The 18332-nt window shown below is 64.4% G+C and carries 20 protein-coding genes and 1 tRNA gene; 6 read left to right on the plus strand and 15 right to left on the minus strand.

Features of this window, described 5'->3' with window-relative positions; all coding sequences use genetic code 11:
• Positions 1-2: 2 nt before the first annotated feature.
• The gene (locus EG19_RS08950; RefSeq protein WP_038049835.1) at positions 3-248 is read right to left on the minus strand and encodes a Trm112 family protein; all 246 of its coding nucleotides are present in this window, start codon (positions 246-248) and stop codon (positions 3-5) included.
• Between the two features lie 65 nt (positions 249-313).
• On the opposite strand from EG19_RS08950, the gene EG19_RS12780 reads away from it, so the two are divergent.
• On the plus strand, positions 314-1387 hold the full coding sequence (locus EG19_RS12780; protein WP_053335149.1) for a glycosyltransferase: 1074 nt from the start codon (positions 314-316) through the stop codon (positions 1385-1387).
• Between the two features lie 81 nt (positions 1388-1468).
• On the opposite strand, the gene rny is transcribed toward EG19_RS12780, so the two are convergent.
• From rny to EG19_RS09005, 10 genes are all read right to left on the minus strand, one after another.
• The gene (gene rny / locus EG19_RS08960) at positions 1469-3037 is read right to left on the minus strand and encodes a ribonuclease Y (protein ID WP_038049836.1); all 1569 of its coding nucleotides are present in this window, start codon (positions 3035-3037) and stop codon (positions 1469-1471) included.
• A gap of 264 nt (positions 3038-3301) precedes the next feature.
• A complete protein-coding gene (locus EG19_RS08965; RefSeq protein WP_081800066.1) occupies positions 3302-3601 on the minus strand; it encodes a cell division protein ZapA in 300 nt (99 codons plus the stop codon).
• A 69-nt stretch (positions 3602-3670) separates the two neighbouring features.
• The gene (locus tag EG19_RS13185) at positions 3671-4072 is read right to left on the minus strand and encodes a bactofilin family protein (protein ID WP_161685540.1); all 402 of its coding nucleotides are present in this window, start codon (positions 4070-4072) and stop codon (positions 3671-3673) included.
• 17 nt (positions 4073-4089) lie between these two features.
• A tRNA-Gly gene (locus EG19_RS08975) sits at positions 4090-4165 on the minus strand.
• Positions 4166-4225: 60 nt separating this feature from the next.
• Positions 4226-5395 carry a class I SAM-dependent rRNA methyltransferase gene (locus tag EG19_RS08980; RefSeq protein WP_038049837.1) on the minus strand — a complete coding sequence of 390 codons (1170 nt, stop codon included), beginning with the start codon at positions 5393-5395 and terminating at the stop codon, positions 4226-4228.
• Positions 5392-6276, minus strand: a complete 885-nt coding sequence (locus tag EG19_RS08985; RefSeq protein WP_038049838.1) for an ATP-grasp domain-containing protein — start codon at positions 6274-6276, stop codon at positions 5392-5394. Before EG19_RS08985 ends, EG19_RS08980 begins: the two co-directional genes overlap by 4 nt.
• Complete coding sequence (locus EG19_RS08990) at positions 6269-6646, minus strand: response regulator transcription factor (RefSeq protein WP_038049839.1); 378 nt, start codon at positions 6644-6646, stop codon at positions 6269-6271. The genes EG19_RS08985 and EG19_RS08990 overlap by 8 nt, the downstream gene beginning before the upstream one ends.
• A gap of 1 nt (position 6647) precedes the next feature.
• Positions 6648-8810: an ATP-binding protein gene (locus tag EG19_RS13190; RefSeq protein ID WP_081800069.1), complete on the minus strand. Its 2163-nt coding sequence runs from the start codon at positions 8808-8810 to the stop codon at positions 6648-6650.
• 1 nt (position 8811) lies between these two features.
• The gene (locus tag EG19_RS09000; RefSeq protein ID WP_038049840.1) at positions 8812-9930 is read right to left on the minus strand and encodes a hybrid sensor histidine kinase/response regulator; all 1119 of its coding nucleotides are present in this window, start codon (positions 9928-9930) and stop codon (positions 8812-8814) included.
• Positions 9931-9970: 40 nt separating this feature from the next.
• Positions 9971-10849 carry a hypothetical protein gene (locus EG19_RS09005; protein WP_038049841.1) on the minus strand — a complete coding sequence of 293 codons (879 nt, stop codon included), beginning with the start codon at positions 10847-10849 and terminating at the stop codon, positions 9971-9973.
• A gap of 132 nt (positions 10850-10981) precedes the next feature.
• Here EG19_RS09005 and EG19_RS09010 point away from each other — a divergent pair, with 132 nt between their 5' ends.
• On the plus strand, positions 10982-11494 hold the full coding sequence (locus tag EG19_RS09010; RefSeq protein WP_038049842.1) for a hypothetical protein: 513 nt from the start codon (positions 10982-10984) through the stop codon (positions 11492-11494).
• 37 nt (positions 11495-11531) lie between these two features.
• Here the strand turns inward: EG19_RS09010 and EG19_RS09015 are convergent, their stop codons facing one another.
• Together EG19_RS09015 and EG19_RS09020 are read right to left on the minus strand one after the other, a co-directional pair.
• Positions 11532-11915: a hypothetical protein gene (locus EG19_RS09015; protein ID WP_038049843.1), complete on the minus strand. Its 384-nt coding sequence runs from the start codon at positions 11913-11915 to the stop codon at positions 11532-11534.
• A 3-nt stretch (positions 11916-11918) separates the two neighbouring features.
• A complete protein-coding gene (locus EG19_RS09020; RefSeq protein ID WP_038049844.1) occupies positions 11919-12458 on the minus strand; it encodes a hypothetical protein in 540 nt (179 codons plus the stop codon).
• Between the two features lie 71 nt (positions 12459-12529).
• On the opposite strand from EG19_RS09020, the gene EG19_RS09025 reads away from it, so the two are divergent.
• Both EG19_RS09025 and EG19_RS09030 read left to right on the plus strand, forming a co-directional pair.
• Entirely contained in the window at positions 12530-13222 is a 693-nt protein-coding gene (locus EG19_RS09025) for a ComF family protein (protein WP_053335150.1), read from the plus strand.
• A gap of 3 nt (positions 13223-13225) precedes the next feature.
• A complete protein-coding gene (locus EG19_RS09030) occupies positions 13226-14134 on the plus strand; it encodes a proline dehydrogenase family protein (protein WP_038049845.1) in 909 nt (302 codons plus the stop codon).
• Between the two features lie 2 nt (positions 14135-14136).
• Here the strand turns inward: EG19_RS09030 and EG19_RS12785 are convergent, their stop codons facing one another.
• The gene (locus EG19_RS12785; protein WP_053335151.1) at positions 14137-14826 is read right to left on the minus strand and encodes a hypothetical protein; all 690 of its coding nucleotides are present in this window, start codon (positions 14824-14826) and stop codon (positions 14137-14139) included.
• Between the two features lie 132 nt (positions 14827-14958).
• Here EG19_RS12785 and EG19_RS09040 point away from each other — a divergent pair, with 132 nt between their 5' ends.
• On the plus strand, positions 14959-15666 hold the full coding sequence (locus EG19_RS09040; RefSeq protein WP_053335152.1) for an HAD family hydrolase: 708 nt from the start codon (positions 14959-14961) through the stop codon (positions 15664-15666).
• Here EG19_RS09040 and EG19_RS09045 read toward each other — a convergent pair.
• Complete coding sequence (locus tag EG19_RS09045) at positions 15663-17450, minus strand: AMP-dependent synthetase/ligase (RefSeq protein ID WP_038049846.1); 1788 nt, start codon at positions 17448-17450, stop codon at positions 15663-15665. The two genes, EG19_RS09040 and EG19_RS09045, sit on opposite strands and share 4 nt — an antisense overlap.
• A 70-nt stretch (positions 17451-17520) precedes the next feature.
• On the opposite strand from EG19_RS09045, the gene truA reads away from it, so the two are divergent.
• Positions 17521-18321 (plus strand): tRNA pseudouridine(38-40) synthase TruA, encoded by an 801-nt coding sequence (truA, locus tag EG19_RS09050; protein ID WP_081800070.1) that lies wholly within the window; start codon positions 17521-17523, stop codon positions 18319-18321.
• Positions 18322-18332: the final 11 nt, after the last annotated feature.

Below are 18332 nucleotides of genomic sequence, written 5' to 3' on the forward strand. Positions count from 1 at the left end.
GTTTACTGGCTGGCGGCGGGCAGGGCCTCGTCCACCAGCATCACCGGAATGTCGGAAACCACCGGGTAGGTCAAGCCGCAGCTTTGGCACCGCAACCCCTGCTCCACCACCGGCTCCTCATCCCGGAACTTCTCCCGGTAGCGGGCCACCAACAGCGCACAAACGTCGGGGGCAAGCGCCACCACCTCCAGCTCCCCCTGGCAGGCAGGGCAAATGAGCAAATCCAAGAGCTCGCGATCTAAAGCCATGCTCACCTCCTTGCCGATGCTAGCACCTCCTTGCCGGCTCCCGCAGCATAAGGCATCATCCTCAGGTGCGGGTTTTACACCTGGTGGCCGCCGATCGCTGGACGGGAGCAGCTGCTACCGCGCTGCAAGCCGTGGAGGCTTTGCGACAGGCGGGCGTTGACGCTCACTTTGCTTTTCGCCCCGGCAGGAACTTAGAAACCAGGCTGGCAGGACTCCCCTGGGCCCACCCCATCCTGGAAAAGGAAAGGTCCTGGGCCTCCCTGCGCCGGGTGCTTTTCAGCGTGCGTTCCCTCATGGCCGAATTCCACGTGGTTCACACCCATTTGCCCCACGATCACCTGCTGGCCTGGTGGATCCGCCGCTCGTTGCCCCAAAGGCCGGTGCTGGTGCGGTCGGTACACCACCCTTCCCACCTCCGCCCGGATCCTTACCATCGCTTGCTGTTTGCTGCGGTGGCCGGCGTGGGCTTGAGCCACTCGGAAATGGAGGAAAAAGCCCGCAGGCTAGCCCCCAAGGCGGCCATCCGCGTTTTACCCTTGGCTTTGGAACCGCGCTTTGCACCGCGGCCCGATCGGGCTCAGGTGCGTGCCGAGCTGGGCATTCCCCCGGAGGCCTTCGTGGCCGGCACGGTGGGCAAGCTGGACCCCAGCCGCGGGCAAGACCTGCTGCTTTTGGCTCTGGGGGCGGTGCCCAACGTGTGGGGGCTGGTGGTGGGCAAGGGGCCCTTCCTGCCGCGTCTGGAGAAGCTTGCCAAAAAGCTCGGCATTGCCCAGCGGGTGGTTTTCCCCGGTTACCACGAGGAGGGCCTGGAGCGTTTTTTCAACGCCATGGACGTGTTCGTCTTCCCCGAGCCGGGGTCCGACTGGGCCCACCGGGCGGTGGCGGAAGCGGCCGCCTGCGGGGTGCCTTCGCTGGCGGTGGACGTCCCCGGCATCCGCGATTTGGTGGTTCCCGGCATCACCGGGGAGCTGTGGCCCCGGGGGGATGCGGCAGCCCTCGCCACCCTTCTTGCCCAGTGGCAGCAAAACCCCGAGCTTCGGCAAAAGGCCGGGGAAAAGGCCCGGGAGCGGGTTTCCGGCCTCACCCCCCAGGCCCTCAGCCAAGAGCTCCTCACGCTTTACCGAGAGGCCGGCGCTTAAGGGCAGCTAGATAGGTTCGGCAAAAAAGAAAGAGCGGCCCCCTTGGGCCGCCGGAAAAAAGGCAGCCACGGAGGGCTGCCCCTACTTGGCGTATTCCACGGCGCGGGTTTCGCGGATGACCGTGACCTTGATTTGCCCGGGGTAGGTGAGCTCCTTTTCGATGCGCTTGGCGATGTCCCGGGAAAGCCAGACCGCCTCGTCGTCGGAAATGCGCTCCGCCTCCACGATGATGCGCAGCTCCCGCCCGGCCTGGATGGCGTAGGCCTTTTGCACCCCGGCAAAATCCCCGGCGATGGCTTCCAGTTGGGCCAGGCGCTTGAGGTAGCTCTCCAGGATTTCCCGCCGGGCTCCGGGGCGGGCAGCGGAAATGGCGTCCGCGGCGGTGACGATGATGGCTTCCAGGGTGCGGGGGTCCACATCGCCGTGGTGGCACTCCATGGCGTGGATGACCTCCTCGCTTTCCCCGTACTGGCGCAGCAAATCGCGACCGATGGTGAGGTGCGTGCCCTCCATTTCCCGATCCACCGCCTTGCCGATGTCGTGCAGGAGCGCGGCTCGCTTGGCCACCTTGACGTTGGCCCCCAGCTCCTCGGCCAGGTGGGCGGCAATGCGCGCCACCTCCTTGGAATGGGCCAGGATGTTTTGCCCGTAGGAGGTGCGGTACTGGAGCCGGCCCAAGAGCTTCATGAGCTCGGGGTGGAGGTCCGGAAAGCCCATTTCCATGGCGGCTGCCTCCCCGTCCCGGAAGATCTTTTCCTCCAGCTCCGCTTGCACTTTGGCCACCACCTCTTCGATGCGGGCGGGGTGGATGCGGCCGTCGGCCATGAGCCGCTCCAAAGACAGGCGGGCCACCTCCCGGCGCAAGGGGTCAAAGCAGGAAAGCGTCACTGCCCCGGGGGTGTCGTCCACGATGAGGTCCACACCGGTGGCGTTTTCCAGGGCACGGATGTTGCGACCCTCCCGGCCAATGATGCGGCCCTTCATTTCATCGTTGGGCAGGTCCACCACCGCCACCGTGCTTTCCGCCACGTACTCGGCGGCAATGCGTTGAATGGCGGTGGCGATGATCTTGCGGGCGCGGTTGTTGGCTTCCTGCTGGGCTTCCTCCTCGATGCGGCGGATGAGCTTGGCCGCCTCCATGCGGGCCTCGTTTTCCATGGCCCGCATGAGCTCCTGTTTGGCCTGCTCCGAGGTGAGCCCTGCCACCCGTTCCAGCTGGGTGCGGGCTTCCGCCACCATGGCGGCCACCGAGTCCTCCTGCAGGGAAATTTGCGTTTCCCGCAGGGAAAGCCTTTCTTCTAAGGACTTGAGCTCGGCTTCCTTGCTTTCCAAGGCCCGGGCTTTGTCCTCCAGCTCCCGCTGTTTCTCGTTGAGCCGCCGCTCCAGGCCCACGAGGTCGTCCCGCACCAAGCGGGTTTCCCTCTCAAACTCGGCCCGAGCTGCCAGGAGCTTCTCCCGGGCGGCAATTTGCGCGTCCCGAACGATCTGTTGGGCCTCTTGTTCAGCAGCAGCTAACAGCTTGCGCGACAGCTCCTCGGCTTCCCGCTCCCGGCTCTCCGCTTTCTTGCGCAACCGCAAGGAAGCCAAGACAAGCGCCACACCCACAACAATGAGGATCCCCGCCACAGCCAGCATCACTGTGGAACCCATGTTGCCCCCCTTTCAAGGATCGAAAGGCACGCGGGGGGACGCGAGGGCGGGGTTTTCAGCTTAAGTTTGGCCCCCGCAACGGCCGTGTGAGCAATCCTATTTGAACCTGTACGCCACAGGTTGGGCGCCTACCCACCATCCGTCACTCGCCGCATGGCTCGATCGGGGTGGCAGGACCCGGCACCCCGCAAATAGGTGTTGGTCCAAGGATAGTTTCGCTCATCACTTGCCGCGCAGGGGCCTCCAACCTCGCTGCCGGGCGCCTCATGACGAAACCCCCAAGGCAGCGTCAAGCTTCGCAATTAACCCTTCCACACGCTCCCGAATCTTTTCGGTCCGCGTACCAGGATCCGTTTGTTGCTCGCGGAACAGCTCTTCCGCGATATTCAGCGCCGCCAGCACCGCAAGCTTCGCGGAGTCCACCTGGGGTAGATGCTGGGCCAGCTGCCGCATGCGGCGGTCCACGAAGGCGGCCAGCTTCTCCACATCGCTGCCCTCATGGGTGGACCGCAGGCGGTAGCGCCGCCCGTAAATTTCTACCTCGGTGGACGCCTCGGCGGCCATCCGTTTCTCCTCCGGCTTTCAGTATACACCCAGTCAAGACCCGGAGGGAGGCGGCAAGTTAGCGTTGGTTCAGGACTTGGCGCGAGGGGGTTGGGACGCCGGAGGCTGCGGTCGGGACTCCATATGCACTTGCCCTTCCAGGTGCGCCCCTTCCACCACGTGTAGCGATGGGGTGAAGAGATCCCCCTTCACCGAACCCGAAGCTAAAAGCTCCACCAGCTGCAGGGCGTGGACGTTGCCCACCACCTCGCCGGCAACTTTCACGGTCCGGCCTTTGATTTCTCCCTGCACCTTGGCCCCTTCCGCCACTTCCACGGGACCATCCACGGTGACGTTGCCCTCCACCTGCCCTTCGATCCGCACCCCGGCGGTGCCTGCCAGCTCACCCTTCAGGCGCGACTCCTTGGCAATAACCGTGGAACCTGCTACAGAACGGGTTTCATGGGGATGCTCGCGAACCAGGCCGGCCACAGGAACCTCCAAAAAAATGGAGCGGGCAACGGGATTCGAACCCGCGACTTTCAGCTTGGGAAGCTGACACTCTACCAGCTGAGTTATGCCCGCTCGCCGGTGCTTCCCACCGCCAAAAAATCTAAACGAGCCCCCCTTGGGTGTCAAGCACAGCTAGAAAACCGCGCACCAAAGCACCTTCAGGTGGCGGGATTCGGGGCAAAAGAGGGAAACCGGGTGGTCGGCCCCGGCCCCCCGCCGCTCCAGCACCCGCACCTCCCGCCCCGCGTCCAAAGCGGCAGACAGCAGGGCGCCTTCCAGCTGCTCCACGCTCACCCGGGCGGAACAGGAGCAGGTCAAAAGCATGCCCCCTTCCCGTACCAGCTTGAGGGCCTGAAGGTTGATGTCGCGGTAGCCGGAAAGCCCGCGGGCCTGTTTTTCCGCGGACTTCACAAACGCAGGGGGGTCCACCACCACCCAATCGAACTTCTCTCCCCGCAGGGCCAGGTTGCGGGCCACGGCAAAGGCGTCGCCCTGCACAAATTCGCCCTCGCTAGGAGAAAGCCCGCTGGCGTGGTAGGTGCGCTGGGCCAGCTCCAGCGCCCTTTTGGAGCTTTCCACGTTCACCACCTGCCGCGCCCCTCCTACCCGGGCAGCCACCCCAAAGCCACCGGTGTACGCAAACAGGTTGAGAACCCGGGCCGAGTGGGCCAACTGCGAGAGCAGCAGCCGGTTTTCCCGTTGATCGAGAAAAAGCCCGGTTTTTTGTCCGCCCAAAAGATCGGCCAAAAGCCGCCAGGTGTACTCCCGCACCAGCACCGGTTCAGGGGGCACTGTGCCTTTGAGCACCTCTACCCCCGACCCCGAGGCCCGCCGGCAGAGAACGGTTTCGGCTCGCGAAAGCTTCGAGGCTTCCTCCACCAGGAACGGGAGGTAGCTCTCCCATACCGGCTCGTAAAGCTCGAAAACCAGAAAGCAGCCGTACACGTCCGCCACCAGGCCAGGGACCCCATCCCCTTCGGCGTGGAGAAAGCGAAAGGCCTCGGTATGCCTCCGCACCACCTCCCGAACCCTCCAGGCGTTGGCCAAACGCCGCCGCAAAACCGAAGCGGTCCAGGGCTCCGGGCCAAAGGTGACCATGCGCAAAGCCAGGGAACCCTCGGAAGCTGCCGGCAGGGCCACCCCCAAAAGCTCCCTTTGGGCGGAAAAAACCGCCACCGGTCCTTTTTTATCGGGAAGCGGCGTGGCCAGAGCCCCACGGTAAACCCACGGGTGCCGGCGGCGGCAGGGTTCTTCCTTACCGGCCTTGAGCTGCACTTCCCCCACCAGGGCAAAGGGGTTCACCGCTCCCCCCGCAGACGGGCCTGGGCGACCATGGCCTCCAGCACCAGACGCGCCACCGAAATGCCGGTGGCCCGGGCAAAGTGCTTCCAGCCGGGCGTGGGGTTCACCTCACCCACCAGGAGCGTGTCACCATCGGGCCAAAGGTCCACCCCGCAGAAGGCCAAACCCAGGGCGGCCGCCGCCGCTACGGCCAGATTGCGGAGGTGCCCATCCGCCGGGCAAGCTTCCACCACCCCGCCGCGGGCGGCGTTGCTGCGGAACTCGCCCTGGGGCGCCCGGTGGCGGGTGACGCCCAGCACCGAGCCCTGCAGCACCAATGCCCGGAAGCTTTCCCCTCCGGGCGGGCAAAAACGCTGCACCACCACCTCTTCGCCCACCCGCCAAAGGGCGTCCAGCACCGCCTCCAGCTCGGGAAGGGAGCCACAGCGAATCACCCCCACCCCTTGCCGGGAACGGCGGCTTTTCACCACCACCGGAAAGCCGAGCGTTTGGGCCGCCCTGGCCAGCACCTCGGGGTCGCTCCCCACCACCGTGGGCGGGTGCGGGATGCCGGCCAGGCTCAGGGCCTCCACCGTGCGGAGGTGGTCGCGGCCCACGCGGATGGCCTCCGGGCGGTTAAAAGGGGTGCACCCCAGCCGCTCCAAAGCCGTGATCAACGCCAAGGTTGATTCAGGACGCCAGTTCCCCACCCGCGGGAGGAACACCGGCACCTGCTGAACAGCCAGAGGCTTGCCCTCCAGGGTCACCCCTCCCGGCACCTGCGCGGCCATCTTCGTGGCATCCCAAAGGTGCACCACCACCCCCAGCTCCGGGCCCGCGGCCAAGAGCTCCTGGTAAATGGGCAGGTGGGGGGTAGCGGTGAGGACCCCCAGCTCAAGCACTGGATCCCTCCGCAACCAGCTGGCGCAGCAGCGCAATTAGGCCGTCCTCGTCAAAGGGCTTGGAAATGTACGCGTCTGCCCCAACCTCAAAGGCCCGGGCGCGGTCAGCAGCTTGCCCCATGGCGGTGAGAATCACCACCCTGGTAGTGGCGGTTCGGGGGTCCTTTTTGATCTCCTCGCAAACCCGGTAGCCGTCCTTTTTGGGCATCATCACGTCCAGGAGCACCACCTTGGGGTGGTTCTCGTGGACCTTGGCCAAGGCTTGCTCACCGTCGGCTGCCACATCCACGGTAAAGCCTTCCATTTCCAGGATGAAGGAGAGGGTCTCCCGGATGGCAGGCTCGTCATCCACCACCAGGACGTCCAGCACCTTACCCCACCGCTACCCGCAGGCTCACCGTGGTTCCCTGCTCCGGCTGCGACACGATTTCCAGCGACCCACCGTGCAGCTCCGCCACCCTCTTGGCCACCGTCAAACCCAAACCCAGGCCCTTGGGTTTGCCCGTGAGCAGGTTCCCCCCCTGGAAGAACGGCTCGGTGACCTGGGGGAGGTCCTCCGGGGCAATGCCCACGCCGTTGTCCTCCACCCGGAACTCCACGAAGTTTTGCCCTGCTTTGCGCACCGGCAAAACCGTCACCGTGACGCTGCCTTGAGGCCGCGAAAACTCCACGGCGTTTTTCAAAAGCGCGGTGAGCGCTGCGGTTAACGCTTCCGGAAAGCACATCACCTTGTCCAGGCCGGAAGCCACCTTCACCGCCACCTTAATTTGCCGCTCGGCCACCTCGCCTTTGACCGGTGCCAGCGCCTGGCGCAGGAGGTCGGCCACCGGCACGGCGGTTTTCTCCCCCACCTCCTGGGGAAGCCCCAGCGCCGCCGCTTGCAGCGCGGAAGCGATGAGATCTCCGAGGCGGGAAGCTTCCTCGGCCACGATCCCCACGAAGTTGCTCACCTTTTCCTTGGGGATTTGGTCCCAGCGGGTGAGGATTCGCGCTGCCGTTTGAATGGCCGTCACCGGGGTGTTGAGCTCGTGGGCTACCCGCCGGAGCAACTCGCCCTTGAGCTGGTCCAGCTCCGCCAGACGACGGTAGGTTGCTTCCAGCTCCTGGTTTTTGACCGAAAGCTCCTTGGCCAACGCCTCAGCTTTGGCCAACGCTTGCTGCAGCTCGCCGGTGCGCGCCGCCACCAGGTTTTCCAGGTTGCGGTTCACCTGTTCCAAGGCGTGCCAGGCCCGGGCGTTGGCAATGGCCACCGCCCCTACCGCGCCCATGATGGCGGCAAGCTCTAAGTCCTCATCCTGGAAGGGGCCGCGGCTGGCCTCCCCGTAGGCCGTGACCAAACCCCAGGCCCGGTCCTGCGCCACCAAAGGCACCGCCAAGAAGTGCTCGAACCCCAGACCCCGAACCTCATCGATCCAGGGCTCGCGGTTTTGCCCCGGTGCCAGATCGCCCAGGTCCAGGCGGAAGGCTTGCCGGCCCTCGAGGATGGCCCGGGCCGGAAGCTCCCCCTGCGCCCCCGGCCGCATTAACGGCTCCGCCGCCAGGCCCCGGCGCAGCACCTCCACCAGCTCCCCTTTGGGGTTTTCCAAGATCAAGGTGCCGGCAGTGACCTTCATGTCCACCAGGAAGCGCTCAAAAAAGGCGGTGGTTACCTCGTCGGGTTCCCGGGCCTGGGTGAGCACCTGGGAAAACACCAACAGCGCCTGCAGCTCCTCCACCCGCCGGGAGAGCTGCTTGGAGAGCTGATCCAGCCGCGCCGAAAGATCGGCCATGGCGGCGTTGGCCCGCACCGCCTCCGCCATCAGCTCCTCAGGACCCAGCTGCCCTTCGCTGGTGGTTCGAATCACCACCGGCGCTTCCACCTCCGGGGGCTTGGTGGGGATCAACGGCGCCATGGCCGCCCGCACGTTGGCCACCAACCGCGTGAGGGCATCCGCCTGGGCAGTAATACCCAGGCGGTCGGCCACCGACAGCACCGTGGCCTCGCAAATGGCGGCAAATGCCTCCAGCACTCCCTGCCCGGTGGTGGCCACGGTTTCAAACACCGGGTAGCCCTTGGGGTTGAGCAGGCGGTCCAGCTCCGCCCGCGACAAAATCTTTGGCAAATCGCGCTTGTTGTATTGAAAAACCAGCGGAATGGTCTCGGGGTCCAAACCGTTGGCCTTCAGGTTCTCCTGGAGGTTTTGCAGGGACTCGAGGTTGGCCTTCTCCTGGCCCACCTGGGAGTCGGCCACAAAGACCACACCGTCAGCTCCGGCCAAAACCGCCCGCCGGGTGGTGTTGTACTGCACCTGTCCGGGCACCGTGAACAGCTGCACGGTCAGGCGGTAGCCGCGGATCCGCCCCAAATCCAGGCCCAAGAGGTCAAAGAACAGCGTGCGGTCGGAAGCGGTGTTCAGGGTGTAAAGGCGGGTGCGGCGCTGGGGGTCGGTGACCCGATGGATGTACTGCAAGCAAGTGGTTTTCCCGCCCAGGGCAGGCCCGTAGTACACGATCTTGAGCTTGACTTGCCGGTACTGGTTATCGAACTGAACCATGTTAGGCCAACCCCGGGGTTTCGCAGGGGAGCTCAATCACAAACCGCGCCCCGCCCAAAGACGAACGCTCCACCCAAATTCGCCCACCCGAGCGGGTAACGATCTCCCGGGAGATGGCCAGCCCCAAACCGGTGCCGCCCTTTTCATCGGTGAGATCCAGCTGCCGAAAGCGTTGAAAGATGACCTCCTCCATGCCGGCGGGAACGCCGGGACCCTGGTCCTCCACGGCAATCTGCACGTGTCCCCCCGAACGATCACAGGCAATGCGCACGGTACCGCCTTCCGGGGAATGCTTGATGGCGTTGGAAATCAGGTTGGTGAGCACCTGGGAGAGCTTGTCGGCGTCCACCTTCAAGATGGCCTCAGGACAAGGCACCAACTGCAAGTGCAAGGAGCGATCAGCGCACAGGGCCTGGAATACCTCCTGCACGCGCTGCAAAAGCTCGCAAAGAGAAACCTCCTGCACGTGCCATTCCACTTCCCCGGCTTCAATCTTGGCCAGGTCCAAAAGGTTGTTGATCAGCCGGGTGAGCCTTTGCCCCTCCCGGTGGATGAGCTCGGCAAAGCGCTCCACCTCTTCGGGTTTTTGTCTCCCGTAGCGCTTGAGCACATGGGCTGCCGACATGAGGGCCGAAAGCGGGGTGCGGATTTCGTGGGAAACCCACGACAAAAACTCGCTGGCCCGGGCGTACTTTTCTTCCAGCTCCCGGGCTCGGGCTGCCAGCTGTCGCTGCCGCCCCACCCGGGTGAGGGCCGCCCGCACCCGCGCCACCAGTTCCTCGCCGCGAATGGGTTTCACCAGACAGTCGTCGGCGCCGTTTTCCAAAAGCGAGAACAGCTTTTCCGGTGAAATCACACCGGTCACCAGGATCACCGCAGTGCTTGAGAGGTTGTGGTCACCGCGGATGCGCTTCAAAAGCTCAAGGGCGTCAATCCCCGGCAGCGCCACGTCGGAAAGCACCACGTCGGCGCCGTCCGCTGAGAGGATCTCCCAGGCCCGCAAACCATCGTTAACGGCCACAATTTCAACCCCTGGCAGCCCCTCCCGCAGCAGCTCGACCTCCGTTTGGGCCAGGGCCACATCGTCTTCCACCACTAAAACCCGCGCCGATGCCAGCACGGTGGCATTCTAACAACCCCGCAAGCACCGGGTTTTGGGGTTAACGCGGCAAGCGGAAACTAGGGGCCGGCAGCCGAGGAGGAAGAGCGGGCGATTTGCTCAAAGCCCGGGCCGAAAGCCCTTGGGCCGAAACGCCCACCACCGTCATGTGCGCTTCCACGTACACGGGATCACCGGTGCGCTGGTTCACCACCGAAGCGTAGGGGAAGAGCATGGCGTCCTGGGGGCCGGATTTGATGTAAAAAACCACGCTGCCACCGGTGATGGTGGTGTTCAAACCCCACTGGGCATGACCGAAGGGGGCAATCCACGTGCTCTCCCGGGCCAGAATTTGCCCATCCGGGGCTTGCACGTCGTAACCCACTTCCACAAAATCATCCGCCAAGCTGGCCACACCCAGGTTGGTGCGGAAATCGGCGTCGTTGGAGAGCTGAGGAAGGTAAGCCAGGACCGTGCTGTCCATCCCCCACCCCGCCGGAGACCCCGGCAGCGCCTGGCCAAACTCCCCGGGGAGCGGGCCTATGGTGTAGGTTCGGGAAAACACCACAAAGTCGCACTGGGCCGAGTTGGTGGGGCAGGCGATCTTGTCCGTATCGGTCGCCACCAAAAGGGCGCCGGTGGAACCGCGGGCATCAAAGCCGTTGGGGCCCAAAACGTCCCAAAGGTTCAAGCTTTCGTAGGCCAGAAGGTCAAAGGTGACAGTGGGAACGCCTACCCGGTTGTCCCGTCCGGAGGGCAGAAACTGCAAAACGATGGGAAGGGAAAACCCGTGCGGGTTCACCAGCGTGAGATCGGTGTGCCAATCGGTGCCGTTTTTCCCGGGCGTGTTGGCCGCCGCTGGCACCACGTACATGGAGGAAAGCTCCCGCCCCTGGGCTGCCGAAGCCACCAACGCCACCACGATCAGAAACCGTTTCATCTCCCACCTCCCACGGTTTCCCTCTATGCACACGGCGTGCCATCTTGCTCCAGAGCCAGGCACCGGTGGGGCGGGATTTGTGTCCTTTCAAGAGGACGGAAGGCGGGGGTAAGCTTGGGGAAGGAGGAAGCTATGGGAAGGTTCTTGTCGCTCCTGGCCTTGGTGGTAGCTATGGCCGTCGGGCTTTGGCTCTTTTCCCAAAAAGCCAGCAAGGACGTGCAGCGCGTGACCACCTGGCAGGTGGAAGGAGAAAAAAGCGCCCAGCCGGCAAGCCTGGACTGGCGGGAAGCGCAGGAGTCCCTAGCGCGCCTGGATTCGTTGCTGGCTGCGTCGGAACCCGCACCCCAGGAGCTTTCCGCCATTGCCCAAAAGGCCGCGCAGTGGGTGGCGGGAAGCCGCCCGGGAAGCCCCGAGTACCGCTTGGCGGTGGCGTGGCGGGCCGCCTGTTTGGCCCTCGCCCAGGCCGGCCCGGATGCAAGCGACCCGCAAAGGCAGAAGGCACGAGCGGAGCTGGCGGTGGCCCGGGCGGTGTTGGCGGGGGAAAGCCCGGGGTCGGTGACCCATGGCATACAGGACCAGCTCAAGAACGTCCAGGTGGAGCACGGGGAACAGGTGCAAAAAGCCCTGGAGGAAACGGCGCCTTAAAAGCCCCGGAGCTGTGCCCCCTCGTGAGGCGTTGCCCCTATCCTGCGGAAATTTGCCCCACCCCCAAGGCCGAAAGCAGCTCTGGCTTGAGGTTGGTGCTGCGCACCTCGCCAGCCCCAAAGCGGGCCAGCTCCCGCCCCACCAGGGCGATGAGCGCCTTCACCGCTTCCGTGCGCTCCACCCGCACCACGTCCCAGAGGTGCACCCCGGTGCCTTCCTGGCGAAGGGAAACCAGGATGACCGGGTGGAGGGGGCGCCCGAACTCCACCACCACCGCCTCCAGGAGCAGCTCCCGTCGGGAGGCGCTTAAGAACCGCCCTTCAATGCGGGCCACGGCGTTGCCAAAGCGAAAGGGGCCCTCGGGAAACTCCTGCCACGCCCTGGCAAGGTCAGCCTGGCCGGAAAGGATCACGTGCGGCATGGGCTATAACTTGAAGACCAAGGCTCCGGAAGCGGTCAGCAGCTGGGGCTGGCCGGCATGGTTGGTGCGGTGGTAGCTCACCTCCGCCGCAAACTGCAGCCTGCGAGTGAGGGTAAACCACTCCCCCACCTTCACGTACCAGCCAAACCGCGTGTCTTCCACGCCCTCTGGGGGTGTTTTCGCCGCCAAATCCAGCCGGTACGCCCCCACGCCAGCGCCCACCAGGGCCTGGCCCCAAACCCCGGGCAAAAAGTAATCCACACCAGCGGTCCAGCCGGAAAGGCGAGCTTCCCACGCCATACCCTGCCAGCTCACATCCCGGGGGAGGTCCAGCTTTTCCACGCGAAAGAGCGTGCCCTCTTCCACCGGTAGCGCCAGGAAAAAGCTCGTTGCCGGCCTGTCGCTGTGGAACCACTCCTTATGGGGGGCTACCGGCGCCCGCCGCTCCCAAACCGCCCCTGCGCCCGCGCCCAAATACAAAGCTTGGGCCCAACTCAAAGCTCCAAAAAGCAGCAAGAAAGGGATAAGCCGCAGCCCGCGCATCGAACCCTCCGTTGCTGCAGTATACGCGACCGGGCCTTGCTCCCGTTGGCAAGCTGCTACACTTGCCGAGCATGGGGTACGTGGTTGCGTCCCTGCTGCAGGCCCTGCTCCCCGCCCGTTGCCTCCTATGCCGGGACAGCTTACCCGTCGCTTCCCGTGGTGGGGTTTGTTCCCCCTGCTGGCAAGCCCTGCCCCGGCTCCCCGAGCCCGCCTGCGAGAGGTGCGGGGAGCCGTCGGAGGTGAGCCCGTGCCTTTCCTGTCAAACCTCACCACCCCCGTGGCGGCGTTTTGCCGCCGTTTTTGCTTACGAGAAGGGCGCGCGGGAGCTGGTGCTGCTTTTAAAAAACGGGCGCGACGAGCTGGCCTCCCCCTGCGCCGTAGAGCTCTGGCAAAAGGCCCGAAGCTTTTCCTGGCCTGAAAAGCCCACCGTCACCTTTGTGCCCATGCGCCCCTGGCGCCGCCTAAGGCGCGGCTACAACCAAGCGGAGCTCCTGGCCAGCGAGCTTGCCAGGTTGGCCTCGTGGCCGAAGCAAAAGCTGCTCCGGCGCGTGGCGGCGGGGACGCAAAAAGGCCAAAGCCGGAAATCCCGCCACCAGCAGGTGGCCCACGCCTTTAAACCCACCGGTCCGGCACCCGAGCGGGTGGTGCTGGTGGACGACGTGGTCACCACCGGCGCCACCGCCGCCGCCTGCACCCGCGCCTTGCGGCGCGCAGGGGCCAAAGAGGTATGGGTACTGGCCCTCGCCAAAACCCTCAAGAGGTGAGCCATGAGCGTCGTCAACCGTCTCCTCAAAACCGCCCTCCCTTTAACGCCTAAGTTCATTGTGCGTTTTTTCGCAAAAAGGTACGTGGCCGGCGACAGCTTGGAAGACGCGGTGAACACCGTGCGCCGGCTCATGGGGGAGGGGTGCTGCGCCACCGTGGATGTGCTGGGGGAAGCGGTGCGAAACCCCGAGCTGGCCGCCCAGGCGGTGGCCGCCTACCGGGAGGTGCTGGCTACCATCATCGAGCGCAAGCTGGACGCCAACATCTCGGTGAAACCCACGCAAATGGGTCTGGGAATTGGGGAGGATCTGGCCCTTTCCAACCTCCGCCAGGTGGTCGCCGAAGCCGCGCGCTTGGGGATTTTTGTGCGCATTGACATGGAGGACGCCACCACCACCGAGGCCACCTTGCGCATGTACAAAGCGCTCCGCCAGGAGTTTTCCAACGTGGGAGTGGTGCTGCAAGCCAGGCTGCGGAGGACCTTGAGCGACGCCAGGAACCTTGGCCAGGAAGGCACCAACGTTCGGCTTTGCAAGGGGATTTACCTCGAGCCCCGGGCTATTGCCTACGAAGAGCCCGAAATCATCCGCTGGGCTTTCGTGCACGCTTTGGAAGCGCTCTTTTCAGGGAAAGGCTACGTGGCCATTGCCACCCACGACGAATGGCTCATCGAGCAAGCTTTGGCCCTGGCCGAAAAAATGGGGGTTCCCAAGGAGCGCTTTGAGTTCCAAATGCTCTTAGGGGTCGACCCGGCTTTGCGCCGGATCATCGTTAGCGCCGGGCACAAGCTGCGAGTTTACGTCCCCTTCGGCTCCCACTGGTACCCGTACTCGGTGCGCCGTTTGCGGGAAAACCCCAACATCATCAGGGCGGGGCTGGAAGCCTTCTTCCGCCGTCGTTTGGAGGCGTAAGCTTACGCTTTGCTCACCAGAAACTTGGCCTCGGCCACGCTGTTGCCAGCGCGGGCCGTCACCACCAGGATGCCCGTGCCTTTGTCCAACGGGGGGAGGGTCCCTCCCGCTTTAAAAACCCCGGAGGCATCGGTGGAACCGTTGGCCAGCACCATGGGCTTGGTGGCCGTGGAAACGAAGCGGATCTCCACCTGGGCCGGAACCCCGTGACCTGCGTCCTGGTTGAGGGTTTTGACGGTCACCGCAAAGGGCTGGCCCGCCAGCAAGCGATCGGCCCCTTCCACCTGCAGCTTGAGGGTAACGCCGCGCCGCTGCTCCTCCAACCACTGGGCAATGACCTCGTCCAGGGAGCGGGAGGTTTCCACCTTGCGGGCGCTGGCTGCCAGCGGCGAGCGCGCCACCACCGTGGTGTCCCCTTCGTCGCTGGCCGCCGGTTGGGTTAAAAGGTCAATCCGACCCGAGCGGATGGCTTCCACGATGGCCCGGTGCTGGCGCTCCATGAGGATGCGGATGGCGTTTTCATCCGCTCCGGCTTCCAAGAGGTTGCGGTACTCCGTACGGCGGCTGGCCAGAATTTCTCCACCCACGTAAATGAGGGACTCGATGAGGGGGTTTTTCCCGCCCCGGTCCTCGGTTTGCACGTGGTAGGTGGTCCCACCGTACTCGATGTCGGTGTTGAACCCCGTGAGCACCGTTTAGCCTCCCGCGCTTATGCTACGAGCGGGAGGCGGAAACTGTCAAACCGTGGTTGAAAAACCACTGGCCAAAGCGATAGCCGCGGACCCTTGGATGCAACCTTCGGCTCCTCCCTGTAAACTTGCCCCGTGCGGTGCTTGCTCCTCTTCGACATTGATGGGACCCTCATCTCCAGCCAAGGGAAAGCCTTTGCCGCCCTCCTGAAGGCCTTCCGGCAGGTGGTAGGGGCCGAGCCACCGGTGGAGGGTTTTTCCCCGGCGGGCAAAACCGACCCGCAAATCGTGTCCGAGCTCTTGAACCGGGTGGCCACCGACCACCGTAAGCGAAACCAGCTGGTGGCGGAGGTTTTGGCTGCCTACCTCGAGACCTTGCCGGAAGTGGTCAAAAAACCGCACGTTCGGCTTTTGCCAGGCGTGGCCGAGCTGCTCCCGGTGCTGGCCGAAAACCCCCAGGTGGCGTTGGGCCTTTTAACCGGAAACATTCGCGAAGGCGCGCAGTTTAAACTGGAGCTCGCCGGTCTTTGGCACTACTTTGCTTTTGGGGCCTTTGGTTCTGACTGCTCCGACCGCAACCAGCTGCTCCCCTACGCCTGGGAGAGAGCGCACCAGCGTTTCGGTGTGCGCTTTTCCCCGGAGCGTACCGTCATTGTGGGGGATACCCCAGCTGACGTGGCCTGTGCCAAGACCTGGGACGCTAAGGCCATTGCCGTAGCTGGTCACACGTTTACGGCAGCTCGGCTGCTGCCAGCGCATCCCGATGGGGTGCTGCCGTCCTTAAGCCCCGAGCTCTTTCTCCCGGTGTGCTTTTCGATCCTCTCCCGGGCGCCGCTGGCCTAGTCCTCCCCAGCCCCCAGATCAAAGGCCTTTTGGGTCTTGAGGTACATGGCTTCGATCACGTCCCGGTAGCGCTCGGCCACCACCCGCCGGCGAACCTTCATGGTGGGGGTGAGCTCCCCGGCCTCCAGGGAAAACTCCCGGGGAAGCAGGGAAAACCGGCGGATGCGCTCGTGGGAAGCCAGCTCCAGGTTTACCTTCTTCACCGCTTCGGCCACCAGCGCTTCGGTGTCCGGGTGGGCCGCCATTTCTTCCCGGGAAAGCCCCTTGATCCCCTTTTCGGCAAAGTAGATCTCGAGGTTTTCAAAGTTGGGCACGATCAGCGCGGTGAGGTAGGGGTAGCGATCGCCAATCACCACCGCTTGGGCAATGTAGGCCGTGGCCCCGAGCTTGCCCTCGATGGGCTGGGGCGCCACGTTCTTGCCGCCGGAAGTCACGATGATGTCCTTCTTGCGGTCGGTGATGAAGAGGTAGCCGTCGGCGTCAATGTACCCCACGTCTCCGGTGTGCAGGAAACCCTCCTTATCAATGGCCTCAGCGGTGGCTTCCGGCTTGTTCCAGTAGCCTTTCATGATGTTGGGGCCGCGGGCCAGGATCTCCCCGTCCTCGGCAATGCGCACCTCCACGCCCGGAAGCACCTGCCCTGCCGAGCCAATGCGGTTGGCGTCAAGACGGTTCACGGAAATGACTGGCGAGCTTTCGGTAAGACCGTACCCCTGCAAGATGGGCAAGCCCACGATATCGAAGAACTCCCCCACCTCCCGGGAAAGCGGTGCTCCCCCGGAAACCGTAAACCGCAAACGCCCGCCCAGGCGCTCCAACACCTTGGAAAAGATGCGGGCTTTGGCCACCGCGTATTGGCCCCGGAGGAACGCCGAGGCTTTTTCCCCCCGCCACTCCGCTTCCTTGACCTTCCGCCCCACCGACAAGGCCCACTGGAACAGGCGCCGCTTGGCCCCACCCTCCTGCTGGATCTTGGAGAGGATCTTGATGTACGACCGCTCGTAAAGGCGGGGCACGGAAACCATGATGGTAGGGCGGATTTCCGTGAGCTGCATGGGCACCTTTTCAATGGACTCCACGTAGTTGATCTGCACCCCGTACTGCAAGAACACGTAGTCCACCGTGCGCTCGTAGGAGTGGGAAAGCGGCAGGAACGACATGGAAATGTCCTTGTCGGTAATGGGGAAAAGCGGGCGTACCGCGTTGACCTGGGAGATCAGGTTACGGTGTGTGAGCATCACCCCCTTGGGCTCACCGGTGGTTCCTGAGGTGTAAATGAGGGTGGCCAGGTCTTCCTCGGCAACGACCGGAAACTCCTTTTGCTTGCGCTTGGGCGGCAAAGGCAGATCGGCAAGACAACGCAGGCCCGGGGCCAAGTTGGGATCCACACCGATCACCTGCACATCCAAACCGGAAGCGGCTTCCAAGGCTACTCGCGCCCGCTCCTTGCCGGAAACGATCAAAAGTCGGGCCCCGGCATCCTGAACGATGTAGCGCACGTGAGGGGCTGGCAACGTGGCGTACAGAGGCACATCCACAGCGCCAATGAGCTGGCAGGCAAAGTCCACGATGTGCCACTCGGGGCGGTTTTCGGAAAAGATCGCCACCCGATCCCCCGGGCGGATGCCCAAGGCCAAAAGTTTCTGGGCAAGCTCCCGCACCGCCTTCTCAAACTCCTTGACGGTAACTTCCCGCCATCCCCTCCCTTCCTTGATGCGCAGCAGCACCTTGCGGGGGGGGAAGTTGCCCACCACATAAAAAAACAGGTCCTGGAGAGTCTTCATCGCCTCCTCCGTTCCTCGCCGGCATTGTACCCAAAACCCATGCTTTGTTCCTGCCCTTCATAATACCCGCATGGAGCCGCGCCTGCGGATGACCCTCGCCTACCTCGGGACCCACTTTGCCGGCTGGCAAAAGCAGGAAAACGCCCGCACCGTGCAGGGGGAGCTGGAAAAAGCCCTGGCTCGCCTTTACCAAAAGCCCGTGCCCACGGTGGGGGCGGGACGGACCGATGCCGGCGTGCACGCCGACGGGCAGGTGGCCCATTTTGATCCTCCCCTGGCCATTCCGCCCACAGGTGTTCTGCAAGCTCTCAACAGCTTCTTGCCCTGGGATCTCCGGGTTTTGCAGGTCAAACCGGTGCCGGCTTCCTTTCACGCCCGGCGCTCAGCGGTGGGCAAGCGCTACCGCTACCGCCTGGCCTGGGGGGCGGTGCTGCCCCCTTGGGAGGGCCTCCGCCGCCTGTGGCTGCCCCGTGCCCCCAACCTGGAGCTTTTGGCCGCAGCGCTCCGTATGCTCCCCGGGGAGCATGACTTTGTCCGCTTCTCCCTTTCGGGACATGCGGGCCGGGGAAAGCGGGGTACGGTGAGAACGCTTTTTGTGGCAACCCTCACCGCCGGTCAAGGAAGGGCGGACATGATCTTCGAGGGGGACGGCTTCCTGCGGGGCATGGTGCGCCGTCTGGTGGGAGCTGCGCTGGAAATCGCCCAGGGACGCCAGGAGCTTTCCTGGCTTCAAGCCTTAATGGCCGGGGAAGCTAGCCTCCCCCCGGCCCCCACGGCCCCGCCCCACGGCCTCACCCTGGAACGGGTTTTTTACCGCCGCCCCAAGCGCTGGGCGAAAGGCCCGCAAAGGGCGCAAACCTTGCGCTTTTAGCGGACGTGTTA

The organism is Thermoanaerobaculum aquaticum, assembly GCF_000687145.1.
GTDB lineage: Bacteria > Acidobacteriota > Thermoanaerobaculia > Thermoanaerobaculales > Thermoanaerobaculaceae > Thermoanaerobaculum > Thermoanaerobaculum aquaticum.

Excerpts from the sequence above, each read along its gene's own strand:
- EG19_RS13190 (WP_081800069.1), bottom strand. The coding sequence starts at position 8,810 with ATGGTTCAGTTCGATAACCAGTACCGGCAAGTCAAGCTCAAGATCGTG.
- EG19_RS09030 (WP_038049845.1), top strand. The coding sequence starts at position 13,226 with ATGAGCGTCGTCAACCGTCTCCTCAAAACCGCCCTCCCTTTAACGCCT.
- EG19_RS09015 (WP_038049843.1), bottom strand. The coding sequence starts at position 11,915 with ATGCCGCACGTGATCCTTTCCGGCCAGGCTGACCTTGCCAGGGCGTGG.
- truA (WP_081800070.1), top strand. The coding sequence starts at position 17,521 with ATGGAGCCGCGCCTGCGGATGACCCTCGCCTACCTCGGGACCCACTTT.
- EG19_RS08950 (WP_038049835.1), bottom strand. The coding sequence starts at position 248 with ATGGCTTTAGATCGCGAGCTCTTGGATTTGCTCATTTGCCCTGCCTGC.
- EG19_RS09025 (WP_053335150.1), top strand. The coding sequence starts at position 12,530 with ATGGGGTACGTGGTTGCGTCCCTGCTGCAGGCCCTGCTCCCCGCCCGT.
- EG19_RS09005 (WP_038049841.1), bottom strand. The coding sequence starts at position 10,849 with ATGAAACGGTTTCTGATCGTGGTGGCGTTGGTGGCTTCGGCAGCCCAG.
- EG19_RS08965 (WP_081800066.1), bottom strand. The coding sequence starts at position 3,601 with ATGGCCGCCGAGGCGTCCACCGAGGTAGAAATTTACGGGCGGCGCTAC.
- rny (WP_038049836.1), bottom strand. The coding sequence starts at position 3,037 with ATGGGTTCCACAGTGATGCTGGCTGTGGCGGGGATCCTCATTGTTGTG.
- EG19_RS09045 (WP_038049846.1), bottom strand. The coding sequence starts at position 17,450 with ATGAAGACTCTCCAGGACCTGTTTTTTTATGTGGTGGGCAACTTCCCC.
- EG19_RS09020 (WP_038049844.1), bottom strand. The coding sequence starts at position 12,458 with ATGCGCGGGCTGCGGCTTATCCCTTTCTTGCTGCTTTTTGGAGCTTTG.
- EG19_RS09010 (WP_038049842.1), top strand. The coding sequence starts at position 10,982 with ATGGGAAGGTTCTTGTCGCTCCTGGCCTTGGTGGTAGCTATGGCCGTC.